The 12,568-nt window shown below is 63.9% G+C and carries 12 protein-coding genes; 5 read left to right on the top strand and 7 right to left on the bottom strand.

Translation table 11 applies throughout. From position 1 onward, the window contains the following. Positions 1–92 precede the first annotated feature (92 nt). Together FJ979_RS15955 and FJ979_RS15950 are read left to right on the top strand one after the other, a co-directional pair. Positions 93–1,121: a CapA family protein gene (locus FJ979_RS15955; RefSeq protein ID WP_140495987.1), complete on the top strand. Its 1,029-nt coding sequence runs from the start codon at positions 93–95 to the stop codon at positions 1,119–1,121. A gap of 182 nt (positions 1,122–1,303) precedes the next feature. Next, positions 1,304–2,254: a DUF3137 domain-containing protein gene (locus FJ979_RS15950; RefSeq protein ID WP_181168553.1), complete on the top strand. Its 951-nt coding sequence runs from the start codon at positions 1,304–1,306 to the stop codon at positions 2,252–2,254. 16 nt (positions 2,255–2,270) lie between these two features. Here the strand turns inward: FJ979_RS15950 and FJ979_RS15945 are convergent, their stop codons facing one another. From FJ979_RS15945 to FJ979_RS15935, 3 genes are all read right to left on the bottom strand, one after another. Beyond that, the gene (locus FJ979_RS15945) at positions 2,271–2,765 is read right to left on the bottom strand and encodes a DUF2314 domain-containing protein (protein WP_140495986.1); all 495 of its coding nucleotides are present in this window, start codon (positions 2,763–2,765) and stop codon (positions 2,271–2,273) included. A 151-nt stretch (positions 2,766–2,916) separates the two neighbouring features. Beyond that, complete coding sequence (locus FJ979_RS15940; RefSeq protein WP_140495985.1) at positions 2,917–3,432, bottom strand: hypothetical protein; 516 nt, start codon at positions 3,430–3,432, stop codon at positions 2,917–2,919. 208 nt (positions 3,433–3,640) lie between these two features. Next, complete coding sequence (locus FJ979_RS15935; RefSeq protein WP_140582113.1) at positions 3,641–4,771, bottom strand: hypothetical protein; 1,131 nt, start codon at positions 4,769–4,771, stop codon at positions 3,641–3,643. Between the two features lie 796 nt (positions 4,772–5,567). Between FJ979_RS15935 and FJ979_RS15930 the strand changes: the two genes are divergently transcribed. Beyond that, entirely contained in the window at positions 5,568–6,506 is a 939-nt protein-coding gene (locus FJ979_RS15930) for a diacylglycerol kinase family protein (RefSeq protein ID WP_140582111.1), read from the top strand. Between the two features lie 90 nt (positions 6,507–6,596). Here FJ979_RS15930 and FJ979_RS15925 read toward each other — a convergent pair whose 3' ends face one another. From FJ979_RS15925 to FJ979_RS15915, 3 genes are read right to left on the bottom strand one after another with little or no spacing between them, the layout of a single operon-like run. Next, the gene (locus tag FJ979_RS15925; RefSeq protein ID WP_140582108.1) at positions 6,597–7,514 is read right to left on the bottom strand and encodes an NAD(P)-dependent oxidoreductase; all 918 of its coding nucleotides are present in this window, start codon (positions 7,512–7,514) and stop codon (positions 6,597–6,599) included. Then, complete coding sequence (locus FJ979_RS15920) at positions 7,511–8,725, bottom strand: mandelate racemase/muconate lactonizing enzyme family protein (protein WP_140495981.1); 1,215 nt, start codon at positions 8,723–8,725, stop codon at positions 7,511–7,513. Before FJ979_RS15920 ends, FJ979_RS15925 begins: the two co-directional genes overlap by 4 nt. Continuing rightward, complete coding sequence (locus tag FJ979_RS15915; protein ID WP_140582106.1) at positions 8,722–10,338, bottom strand: GMC family oxidoreductase N-terminal domain-containing protein; 1,617 nt, start codon at positions 10,336–10,338, stop codon at positions 8,722–8,724. The genes FJ979_RS15920 and FJ979_RS15915 overlap by 4 nt, the downstream gene beginning before the upstream one ends. A 206-nt stretch (positions 10,339–10,544) precedes the next feature. Between FJ979_RS15915 and FJ979_RS15910 the strand changes: the two genes are divergently transcribed. After that, a complete protein-coding gene (locus FJ979_RS15910) occupies positions 10,545–11,486 on the top strand; it encodes a phosphoribosylaminoimidazolesuccinocarboxamide synthase (protein WP_140560631.1) in 942 nt (313 codons plus the stop codon). A gap of 128 nt (positions 11,487–11,614) precedes the next feature. Beyond that, on the top strand, positions 11,615–12,010 hold the full coding sequence (locus FJ979_RS15905) for an acyl-CoA thioesterase (protein WP_140560632.1): 396 nt from the start codon (positions 11,615–11,617) through the stop codon (positions 12,008–12,010). Between the two features lie 94 nt (positions 12,011–12,104). Here FJ979_RS15905 and FJ979_RS15900 read toward each other — a convergent pair whose 3' ends face one another. Continuing rightward, entirely contained in the window at positions 12,105–12,473 is a 369-nt protein-coding gene (locus tag FJ979_RS15900) for a helix-turn-helix domain-containing protein (protein ID WP_181165214.1), read from the bottom strand. Between the last annotated feature and the right edge of the window lie 95 nt (positions 12,474–12,568).

The raw sequence follows: 12,568 nt of genomic DNA, 5'->3' as shown, positions 1-12,568 counted from the left end.
CCGCGTCTGCCGGGCGCTGATGCATGATTGCCATTGGCTGGCTTCAACGCGCCCGGCAGACGGTCTACACAGGGCAAACGATTGGACATCGCGTGTCGAACTATCCGCTCTCCTACAAACTGTCGTGGCTGCCGCGATTCCTGAAACCGTCGCTGTCCGGTGGTGTGCAAGGCTTCGCGCCCGTGGCCGGAACGATGGTGGATCGGGCGCCGAAACGGACGGTGCGGCTCGCCTTCGTCGGCGACATTTCGGCGGTGGCCAACCGCAGCGCGCCCGACTGTGATCCGGTGATCAAAACGCTGCTTGGCGCGGCCGACCTGGTGATCGGCAATTGCGAAAGCCCGATCGTGGACAAGCCAAGCGCCGTGCTCGGCACCAGGCTCGGCACCCATCACGCGATGAGCGAGCGCTTTCTCGGCGACGCGTTGGCGGCAGTCGGCATCTCGCGTGAAAGACTGGTGCTGTCGCTGGCCAACAACCATGTGCTCGACCAGGGCGTCGCCGGTTTCGATGAGACCGTGGCGGCGCTGAAGCGGCTCGGTATCGGCACTATTGGCCTCGCCGGCAACAGCCCGGTGCAGCCTGTCGAAGTCGGGCCGCTGACTGTCGGGTTCGCCGCCTTCACGCTGTGGCGCAATGCGGGCGAGGACCTGTTCGCCGGCCGCGTTTCGATGGCCGGCGATATTGCCCACCTGCGAGGTGACGGGTTCGATCTCCTCTGCGCCGTGCCGCATTGGGATTGGGAGTTCCGCCACTTTCCGCGCGCCGAAACGCGGAGACTGGCGAGGCGCCTGGCAGGGCAGGGCGTCGGGCTGATCGCCGGCCACCACGCCCATGTCGTGCAGCCGGTGGAGTGGATCGGCGATACGATTGTCGCCTATGGACTTGGCGATTTCCTCGGAACCGCCCTTATCCGCCAGCCTTGGCCGGGACGCATTGGCGGGATTCTTGTCGCCGACGTCAGCGCCGATGCGGGAACGCGGGGGTCAGTCATTTCCTACCGGATGCATCCCTTTGTGCGGCTGCGCGCCGGGGATCATGAGCGGCTGGCGCCGGTGGAAGGATTGGAGGGCCGCATGCGTGACAAGGTGGAGAGGCGGTTGAGCGCGGTCTTTCCGTAACTACAGGTGGTGGACATTGGCCAAGATCGCCATGTCGGCGCTTTTCCAAGCGCTGATGATTGGCGAATGGAGAGGCGGCGCAAGCATCTGTTGAAGAGGCGCTACAGTCGATACTTCAGACAAAACCGGCTATCATGAACCGGTCCAGGCAAGCGGGGGTGGCGGTGGAAACAGCGGATTTCATGCCTGGCGACGCCGTGGTTGCCGGCATCCGGAAAAACATCGAGGCTTATGAAGCGGCGCGGGCCTCCGTGGTGCGGCAGGTACGCTGGCGGGTGCCGCTGTTCGTCGGTTTGGTGCTGGCGACGGTGGTGCTGATCGCCTGGCTGTTCAACAAGGTCGCCGATCCCAACGAGCAATGGTTCTCGACGCCGCATGTGTTCCTCTATGTCGTCGGTTTCGCAGCTTCGATCCTGCTTTATTTCCAGGCGATGAAGCCGGCGACGCGGCTGCAGCAATCATTTCGCCAAACACTGCTGCCCATCATCTTCGGCTTCATCCGCGACGTGCGCTACGCGCATGGCGGGCGGCCAAATTCCTTCGACCGGCTGCCGCGCGAGGCGGTCGGGCCGTTCAACCGGCAGTCGTTCGACGATGTCGTTTCCGGCCGCTACGAAGAGTTTCCGTTCGAGTTCTACGAAGCGGAACTGCGGGAAGGGACAGGCAAGGGCTCATCGACGGCCTTCAAAGGCGTGATCGTCGCCTTCGAAGCCATCGAACCGTTTCCGGGAATCCTGGTGGCGACGCGGCGGACCAATGCCGTCGTCGGCTTCTTCCGTGGCATGTTCGCCAGCAAGATGCAGGAACTGTCGTCCGGCGTGCCGGAACTGGATGCCGCCTATGAGTTCCGCACCGACAATGCCGAGGCGGCTCAGCCATTGGTGAGCGGCCGGCTCGCGCAGGCGCTGAAATGGCTGGGCGAAACCTGGCCGGAGGAACCGGCGCGCGTGGCCCTCAACGGCAGCGACGGTTTTCTGCTCCTGCCGCAGGCGAAGAATTTCTTCGAGCTGCCCGCCATTTCGGTGCCACTGGACCACCAAGCCCATGTCGCGCCGATGATATCGGATATGGGCGCGATGCTGGCGACGGCAGCGCTGGTGCGCAAGATCGGGGTGAGGGACGAAGCGGCTTGACCAGCCGGCGTTCCCGTCAGCAGTCGAAGCCGTACTTTTCGCGCATATTGTCCGCCTCTTCTTTCGACATTCGCTTGAACATCACGCAGATCGTGAAGCTGCCGACCTGATGGCCGTCCCGCGTATATCCCCAGTCGGAAATGTCGTCCCTGGTGAATTCTATGTTCTGGCCGAGCACGACGTTGTGCACCGCCTCCGGCTCATTGGCCAATATGCCGACAAACCCTGTCCCGGCACGGCGGAACGGTATGACCCAGAAGTGCTCGGTGACATGCCCATCCCGCACCTTGACCTTCAACTTGAACCTACCTGTGCCGGAGGGAGGCATTTCGGACAGTGCCAGGAATTCATCGAGGCCGGCGAGCGCCTGCGCGGTCGCCGCCGCCATGTCGGGATCGCCCGGAGCGAAGATGATCCCCTTGTCGTCACCCGGATCCACGCCTTGCGCGCCGACCGATCCCGGAGCAAGCGCCAGCATCAAGGCTGCCGCAGTTCGAACCGCTGGTTTCATGGAAGGCCCCCCTTCATCGTTGCGGTCGACACAATGCTGCATCCCCATCCGGTTTGCAACCTTTGCGCGAGTCTTGTCTCTTCAGGTCCAAGGTGGCGGCGACCGTTGATGACAGACCGGGATGGTGACGCCGGTGAAGAAAGTTTCGTCCCTACAGCTTGCTCGGCACCAGGCCAGCCAGCCAGTTGGCTGACCGCTTGGCCATGTCGGCGGTCGCCGATACAGCGCGGCCAAGATCGGTCTTGACGACGGCATAGCCGTTTTTCGTACGATAGAGCACGCCGGTGCCGCCATCGACCACCTGTTCATAGGCGACCGGCCGCGCGGCGGCCGCTTCCATCGCCGTCGTCGGCGAGCCGACCGGGACCGTCGGCCTGTGGCTCAGCTCGGGCGGCAGCGTCGGTTCAACGGCGCGGCTGGCGGGCCTCAGCTCCGGGCGCGAAGCGGTCGCGGCCAGTTGCGAGGAGGACGCGGAACCTTTCGCGCGGCAGATGCCAGAGACGAGCGGATAGTTGAAATTGCGCTCGTGCAGCATCTGGCTCTTCATCGCCGCTTCGCACTCGGCGATGGTCGACCACTTGGCCGGTGTCTCGCCGATATATTCGCAAAGCTTGGCGTCGCAGTCGCAGCCGACGATGGTCATGGCGACAAGGGCGGTCTTGATCACGGTCTCGTCCCCTCGATGTGCCCCTCGGCAGCCCATTCAGGTGCATGTCGCTGTCCAAACCGGTCCCTGAGCGGAGCCCGCGGGCACGCTTTGGGCGACATGCGACAGTCCATCGCGCGCGAACAAGGCGGGATTTGGCCGCGATTGTGAAATGAGCGTGGCGTGGCGCTCGACACGGCCGTTCTCCGCGCAGCGTGGCCGAAAGGCCTCAGTAGTCGTAGACGTGCTCCAGCCTGGCGCCTGACTTGATCAGCGCCGGCAATACCAGATGCAGCCTGGGTACGGCTACGACCATGCCGGTGCGGCGTGTCGATGGATCGGCCGGCAGCGGATAGCTGAACAGGATGCGCATGCCTTCGGGGACGGCGATCGAATCCGTGGAGAGCACGGTGATCATGATCTCGTCGTTGCCGCCGATCTCGACGAATGAGACGCCCTTGTCGATCAGGCGCGGAATCATGTCGGTGAACATCTGGTAGCGCTTGGTGACGAAAACGGTGCCGTCGGGGCCGTAGTCGCGTTCGAGCAAGGTGTCGGCTTCGTTGCGCGTCGCTTCGCCGACCGGTCCCTTGGCCCAGACGTGGATGTCGAGCAAGGCCGGATCGGACGTTGCCGCGAGTGCCTGCCTGATCAGGCTGGCATAGAACTGCTTGATCGTGTCGGCGAGGCCGAAGGCAAGCTTTCGTTCGCTGGAGCGCACGGCGCTGTCGCCCGGCGCCGGCTGGACCGCGAAAAGCCCGGCGCGCTTCTCGGCATAGGGAAACTGGTACCACGGCCCCTGGTCGAGGAAGGCGGCGTATTCGGCCGCCACCTTGCCCTGGTAGATGTCAGTCGCCGTGCGCCTGCCCGCAATCGCCTCGGTGATGCGGCCGACCGTGTTTTCATAAGCCCATTGCACGGCATGCTCGATCGTGTGGCTGGTGCCGATGACGACCGGCATCTGGTGGTTGGCGTAGTTGAACTTGTAGGCGGAGCTGGCGCGGATCACCATGGCGTAGTCCTGCCAGAAGCGGCCGACATAGGCGAAATAGGGAAAGCCGCTCGGCTGGTCCTTGGCGACGAAGCCGGCATATTCGCGCGCGGCATAGACGATGGCCCATTCCGGGTAGGTGAGGAAGGTCGATTCCTCAGGTCGCTGGTAGCCGGGGATTTCGGCGCGCACCCTGGCGGCGAGCGCCGGCTGCGGTGCACCTTCGGCGATGCCCGGCAACGGTGTCTTGTCCAGCGACGGCGTCGTCAGGAAACCGTAGGCCAGCCCGGCGATCGGGATCAAGACAATGATGACGATCAGCCAGAGGATCGTCCTGATGATACGCTTCATGAAGCGAAACAGGACCATGGCCGGTCAGGCCATGGCGGCGGCAAGCTTCTGGATCAATGTCATGAAGTATCCCCCTTCAGCGAACCCGCCAGCAAACGCAAACGGACTCTGACAGGGCGATACTAACCGATTTTGGCGCGCGGTGAAGCGGCGCCCGCAACTTCGCCGGGAAGGCGCTTGAGCGGGAAGCAAAAAGACAGTCGGCGCCGGGATTTCTCCCAGCGCCTCCCTGTCAGACCAGGACACGGTCACGGCAGCAACTCCCCTAAAGTCGTCGCACCAAGCCGGCCTTGATTTTGACGGTCCTGCCAGTCGCCGCCCGAAGGCCGCGCCCGTTCCAGACCACGCCGGTCTCCACCCTTGCGGGCTTTGCCCTGCGGCCATCGAAGGTTTTTGCCGTCCTTCATGGCAGCATCGGTCCGCCGTCGGCGTTGGCACGCTTTCCGCGGCCCCGTAGGTCTCGGCTTCCGTCCCTCGAAGCAGGCGAGCCTGCTCTCGCTTCGGGCCGTACGGGCCTCAGGAAATCCGCCTTTCACCTTCGCCTTTCGGCTGGGCGATCGGTAGCCGCCTGAGATGGGTTAAACTTACGCCGGCCAAGGATGTTGGGGAATGCCCGCGGGCCTGTGGATAGCGGGATTATCGGGGACCATTGCCAGAAGTCTCGGAATTTCGCCCTCCAAGGCCTTAGACAGCCTGCCCTGCTTTTTCGGGACGCGAACCGAGAGCGCCTATTGCTCAGCCGACGGGCGCGGGCTTCAATGCCGGCAAAGGATCGGGCAGTGCGTGCCTGGCGCCTTGCGGGGAGGGATGCGCATTGAAGGTCGGGGTGGTGCTCAATCCGATTGCCGGCGGCGGCTGGCTGAAACGGCACTGGTCCGAGGTCGCCGCTTCGCTGAAAAATCACTTCGGCGATTTCGAGCTGCGCGAAACGCAAGCCGAAGGCGATGCCGAAAGGCTGGCGCTCGACCTCGCGGCAAACGGATTCGACCTGGTGATCGCGGCCGGTGGCGACGGCACTGCCAGCGAAGTGGCCGACGGCCTGTTGCAGGCATGCAAGGAAAACGTCCGCGCGCCCGAACTCGGCCTGCTGCCGTGCGGCACGGGTATCGATTTCGCGCGCGGGCTCGGCCTGCCGAAGGAGGTGGACGCGACGCTGAAGCGGATCGCCGGGGCCAAGGGCAGGGCGGTCGATGCAGGGCGCATCTGCTATATCGACGATCATGGCGCGCTGGCCAGCCGGCACTTCGTCAACATTGCGAGCCTGGGGCTCTCGGGCGCTACCGATCGCGCCGTCAACGCCGACAAGCGCAAGGGCAAGGTTGCGGCCAAGACGTTGTTCCTGTGTCGCACGGTGGTCGAATTCGCCCGCTACCGGTTCCAGGATGTAACGATTTCAGTCGATGACGGCGCGCCGGTCGAGGCGCGCATGGCGCTGGTCGCGGTGGCCAATGGCAAATTCTTCGGCGGCGGCATGATGATCGCGCCGGACGCCGAACTGACCGACGGCCAATTCGACATCGTCATCCTGCGCGCGGCCAGCAAGCTGAAGCTGATCTGGGATATCCGCCTGCTCTATGGCGGCAGGCATCGCAACCATCCGGCCATCACCATCCTGCGCGGCAAGAAAGTGGTTGTCGAACCGCTCGGCGACGTGGAAAAGAACGGCGCGCTGGTCGACATCGACGGCGAGTCGCCCGGGCGCATACCAGCGACTTTCGAGATCCTGCCCGGCGCTCTGACGCTCAGATATTGAATCAAGACGTTGCGGCTTTGATTCAGGTCGCTCCGGTCCTGATTCCGGATGAGCGCTCAACCTTTTGAAACCGCTTCAAGTTTCCCGGATTCAGATTTCCAGTTTGGACGGAAAACCGGGCGCGCGCAGGTCGGCGCCGACAGCGTCCTCGAGCAATTTGACGATCTGGGTCGACCAGGCGCCGCCGCCGTAAGCCGCCTTGCCCTGCTCGAAAATCGCATTGACGCGCGATGCCAGTTCCACCGGCACACCGAAATCCCGACCCATGCCCAGCGCGAAGCCGAGGTCCTTCAGCGCCAGGTCCATGGTGAAGCCGATGTCGTAGGAGCCGTTCAGGATGAGTTGGCTTTCGGTTTCGTGGACGAAGCTGTTGCCGGAGGAGGCAACGATGGCGTGATAGGCTTGGGCGAGGTCGAGCCCGCCTTGCCTGGCCAGCATCAGCGCCTCACCGGCGGCGACGAGATGGATGAAGGCCAGCATGTTGGTGATGACCTTGATCACCGCCGCCGAGCCGATCGGGCCCATCAGGAACGACTTCGCGCACATCGCATCGATGGCAGGGCGATGACGCCCGTAAAGATCGGCATCGCCACCGACCAGCGCGGTGATTTTCCCGGCCGCCGCCAGATGCACGCCACCGGTGACCGGGCATTCCAAGGTCTCGATTCCCCTGGCCGAGGCAAGGCCCGCGAGGCGCACGATCTCGTCGCGGCCATTGGTCGACATCTCAATCCAGGTGCCGCCGGCGGGGAGGCCGTTGAGCAGTCCATCAGGACCGGCGAGTACCGCCTCACTGACCCTCGGCGATGGCAGGCAGGTGATGGCATTGCCCGCCCGCTCAGCCGCCTCGGCGGGGCTGCCGGCAGCGATAGCGCCGAGCGCCACGAGGCGCTCGATAGCGGCCGGGTCGCGGTCGAACACGGTGACAGCAAAACCATTTCGGACCAGGCTGGCGGCTAGCTTGCCGCCGAGATGACCAAGGCCGATGAAGGCGTAGCCTTCGCTCACGGCATCAACGGCGTTTGCATCATCTGCAAATGCAGGTCCTTGCCGGTGTACGGATGGGCGTCGCAGACGTCTTCGTTGAGTTCGACGCCGAGGCCAGGTTCCTTCGACGGGATGACGTTGCCGTCCTGCCACTCGATCTTCTTCTTGAGCAACGTGGCGTGGAAACCGTCCCACTGCTTCAGCGATTCCAGGATCAGGAAGTTGGGCAGCGTCACCGCCAGCTGGATGTTGGCGGCGCCGACGATCGGTCCGCAATAGCAATGCGGCGCGATCTGGATGTGGTAGGCCTCGGCCATGGCGGCAATCTTCTTGGTTTCCAGAATCCCGCCGGAGCGGCCAAGATCCGGCTGCAATATGGTCGCGGCACGGTTCTCGATGACGCGGGCGAATTCGAACTTGGTCGTCAGGCGCTCGCCGGTGGCGATCGGGATCGAGGTCGCGCGGGCAACTTGTGCCATCACTTCGGGCATGTCGGGTGGCACCGGCTCCTCGAACCACAAGGGGTCATAGGGCTCGATGGCGCGCGCCAGGCGCAGGGCGCCGGAGGCGGTGAACTGGCCGTGCGTGCCGAACAATATGTCGGCACGCGTGCCGACCGCCTCGCGGATCGCCTTGATCATGCGGGTCGAGACATCAATGTCGAGCAGGCGCGGCTGGTGGCCGTCAAAGGCGGTGTAGGGACCGGCCGGGTCGAGCTTGACGGCATTGAAACCCTGCTCGACATATTCGAGCGCGCAGGCCGCCGCCATTTCGGGGTCGTTGTAGACATTCCTGCCGTCCGGGGCGTCCTCGGAATGGACGCTGCCGGTATGCGGATAGAGGTAAGTGTAGGAGCGCAGCGTCTCGTGCACCTGGCCGCCGAGCAGCTTGTAGACGGGTTTGTCCGCTTCCTTGCCAATAATGTCCCAGCAGGCCATTTCCAGCGCCGAGAAGCAGCCCATGCCGGACACGTCTGGCCGCTGCGTGAAGCCGGAGGAATAGGCGCGGCGAAAGAAATTCTCGATGTCGTGCGGATCGCGGCCGACGAGATAGCGCTCGGCCATGTCCTCGACCATCCTGGCCGTGACATGGGCGGAGAAGGTGGCGTTGTAGGCCTCGCCGTAACCCACCACACCGCCATCGGTGGTAAGCTTGACGAAGATGAAATACTTGCCGCCGATGCCGGGCGGCGGATTGCCGACAACCCAGGTCTTGACGTCGGTGATCTTCATTCTTGGTCCTCCAGAACCAGTTCGGCGCCTTTCCATCCGGTCAGGATCGAGGCGGCGTTGGTGTTGCCGGTTATGTTGTCGGGAAAGATCGAGGCGTCGATCACGCGCAAGCCTTCTAGCCCATGTACCTTGAGCCGCGGATCGACCACGGCGCGCGCGGGATCGGGTCCCATGCGGCAGGTCGAAACCGGATGATAGACGGTGCCGGAGCGTTTCCTGAAATCCGTGATCAGGTCGGCGTCCGAAGTGATTGATGGGCCTGGCAAAACCTCCTCCGCGATGATCTCGGCCATAGCCGGCATCGAGGCGATCTTGCGCACGAATTTCACCGCCGCCAGCATCTCCTCGACATCGGCATTGGTCGAATAGGCGTTGGCGACGATCTTGGGATGGTCCAACGGATTGCTGGAGCGGATCATGATCTCGCCGCGGCTCGACGGGCGGCAGTTGGACAAGCCGATGGAGAAGCCAGGCCAAGGGTCCGGCGTCAGGATCGGGCGCTCGCCACTCTTCGGGATGACGGTCGAAAACGCCTGGAAATAGAGCTGCATGTTGGGGCGCGAAAAGGCCGGGTCGGTGCGGAAGAAGCCACCGCCGTGGTTCATCGACAGCGACAGCGGGCCGGAACGCGTCAGGATGTACTGCATGCCGACCATGAGCTTGCCCCACCAGGGACGCAGGATCTGGTTCAGCGTCGGCAACCTGCCCTTGAAGGTGTAGTTGATGCCGACATGGTCCTGCAGATTGGCGCCGACATTCTCGTTGGCGTGAATGACCGGGATGCCCAGCCCGTGGAGCAGCGCCGCCGGACCGACGCCGGAGAGTTGCAGAAGCTGCGGCGAGTTGATCGAGCCGGCGGACAGGATGATTTCGCGGCCGGCGCGGGCCGTCTTCGTCTGGCCCTTCTGCAGATATTCGATGCCGACCGCACGCTTGCCTTCGAAAAGGATGCGGCTTGCCAGCGCGTTGGTCTCGACACGGACGTTTGCGCGCTTCATCGCCGGGCGCAGGAAGGCGCGCGCGGCCGACATGCGGCGGCCGTTGCGGGTCGAGATCTGGTAGACGCCGACGCCTTCCTGTGCAGCGCCGTTGAAATCGGGATTGAACGGCAGGCCGGCCTGCTGGCCGGCGGCGAGGTAGCGCCTCGTCAGCGGGTGGACGGCATCAGACGTATCGCTGATGTGCAGCGGGCCACCTCTGCCACGCCATCTGTCGGCCCCGGCTTCATTGTCCTCCAGCGCCTTGAAGGCCGGCAGCAGGTCGTCATAGCCCCAGCCGGGATTGCCCGCGTCGCGCCAGTCGTCGAAATCCTCGCGCGCGCCGCGGATCCACACCATGGCGTTGATCGAGCTGGACCCGCCAAGCAACTTGCCGCGCGGCCAGTGGTCGACATCGCCGCCAAGACCGGTATCCGGCTCGGTCTTGTAGTTCCAGTTGACCGTGGGATCGAAGAAGGTCTTGCCGTAGCCGAGCGGCATCTGCACGTAGAAGCGGCGGTCGCTGCCGCCGGCTTCGAGCACAAGCACCGAAAAGCGGCCCGAGGCCGACAATTTATCGGCGAGCACCGAACCGGCCGAGCCGGAGCCGACGATGATGAAGTCGTAGGTCTGCATGATGGGTATGGCCGGCTCCGGAAATCTGGCCGCAGCCTAGACGGGGCGGGCTTGCCGCGTCGCTGGGCCTTCCGGCATGCGTTGTGAAAAAAGCGACCGCGATGCCGGATCCAGTTGCGGGGAACCCTTAACAATCCCGCTTGATACGCATGGGGTCGACAGCTTATGCGAGGACATCGGCCAATCTGCGCAAGGCAGGAGATCCCATGCGCGTCCTGTCGGATGCTTTCATTCCCGAACTGCCGGGTCACTACAAGGGCAAGGTCCGCGAGAATTACGACCTCCCGGACGGGAGGCGCATCATCATCGCCACAGACCGCCTCAGCGCCTTCGACACCATCCTGACCTCGATCCCGTTCAAGGGCGAGGTCCTGACGCAGACGGCGCGGTACTGGTTCGAGGAAACCGCCGATATCTGCCCGAACCATGTTCTCGAATATCCCGACCCGAATGTCGTCGTCGGCACCAGGCTCGACATCCTGCCGGTCGAGATCGTCGTGCGCGGCTATCTGGCGGGCACCACCAGCACCTCGATCCTGACCCGCTATCGTCGCGGCGAACGGGACATGTATGGCATGCGGCTGCCGGACGGCCTGCGCGACAATGAGAAGCTGGCCGAACCGATCATCACGCCGACCAGCAAGGCCGCGCATGGCGGCCATGACGAGCCGCTGTCCAGGACCGAGATCATCGAACAGGGCCTGCTCACCCAGGCGCAGTGGGACACCGTCTCGGATTACGCCTTGAACCTGTTCGCCCGCGGCCAGGCGCGTGCCGCCGAACGCGGCCTGATCCTCGCCGACACGAAATACGAATTCGGCATCGACCAAAACAGGACGATCATCCTGGCCGACGAAATCCACACGCCCGACAGCAGCCGGTACTGGATCGCCGGGAGTTACGAACAGGCCCTGGCGAACGGCACTCGGCCGGAGAGTTTCGACAAGGATTTCATCCGGTCGTGGGTGACGGCGCGCTGCGATCCCTACAGGGAGCCTATTCCGGAAATCCCGGATGAGATCGTCGAACAGGCCTCCAAAGTCTATGCGCAGGCTTACGAGGCCATCACCGGCAAGACGTTCGTCCCCGACGTTTCCGGGCATACTGTTCTCGATCGCATTCGAGCGAACCTCGAGCGCTATTTATAGAAGGCCGCGAGCCCTTGCGGGGGGACTCGAAATGAAGGTCCGAGCCGTGGATCGCGATCGTCTCGCGTTGACGCGTTGGCGCCTTGACGATACGGGATCAGGGCAGTCAATCTCTGGGGATAACTCGCATGGTGCATTACGCGGACGGGCGGCCGATCGGCGATCTGACGCTGCGCACGCTGGCCATGCCTTCGGACGCCAATGCCGCCGGCGACATTTTCGGCGGCTGGGTGATGGCGCAGATGGACCTGGCCTGCGGCATCCGCGCCGCCGAGCGCGCCAAGGGCCGCGTGGTGACGGCGGCGGTCAAGGAGATGTCCTTCGCCAAGCCGATGAAGATCGGCGACACGCTGTGCATCTACACCCATGTCGAGCGCGTCGGACGCACCTCGATCACGCTCAAGGTCGAGGCCTGGGCGCAGCGCTATCTCTCCGACCTGATGGAAAAGGTCACGCACGCCGATTTCGTCATGGTGGCGCTGGACGGCGAGGGCAAGCCGAAGGCCGTTCCAGCCGAAAACTAAAGCCTGGGACCGCTGTGAAACTGTCTTTCAGCCCTGCGGCGGCGGTGCAGGCACGAAGACAATCAGTCAATGATTGCTGAACGACTGTAGAATTTCAGCCATGCAGGCCATCGAATTTCGCACGCGCGGCCCGCACGCGCGTGGTGTTCCTGCGCGCCCATTCGCCGAGCGCGCTGACGGGGACCAGCAGTTCATGGCCGAGTTCGGTCAGCTCGTAGTCGACGCGCGGCGGAATGGTCGGGAACACGGTGCGGGTGACGAAACCGTCGCGTTCCAGCCCTCGCAAGGTGGTGGTCAGCATCTTCTGCGAGATGCCGCCGACAGCCGCGCGCAGCTCATTGAAGCGCAGCGGTCCGTCGCCGAGCTTGCCGACGACGAGCACGGTCCACTTGTCGCCGACGCGCTGCAGGATTTCCGAAACGGCACGGCAGTCTTCGGTGTTGTGCGGGTTCCTCAGTAACAAAAAGGTGCCTCCTTGCGCATGAAGTTGACAGGAACTCATATAGCCCCGGTATCCAAACGATACCAGTCTTACCTGCCCAGGAATTGCTTACCAGG

The sequence above is a fragment of the Mesorhizobium sp. B1-1-6 genome, from assembly GCF_006443035.1.
Classification (GTDB): Bacteria; Pseudomonadota; Alphaproteobacteria; order Rhizobiales; family Rhizobiaceae; genus Mesorhizobium.
Note: the sequence above shows the minus strand (reverse complement) of the source record. Positions and strands in the feature narration are given on the sequence as shown.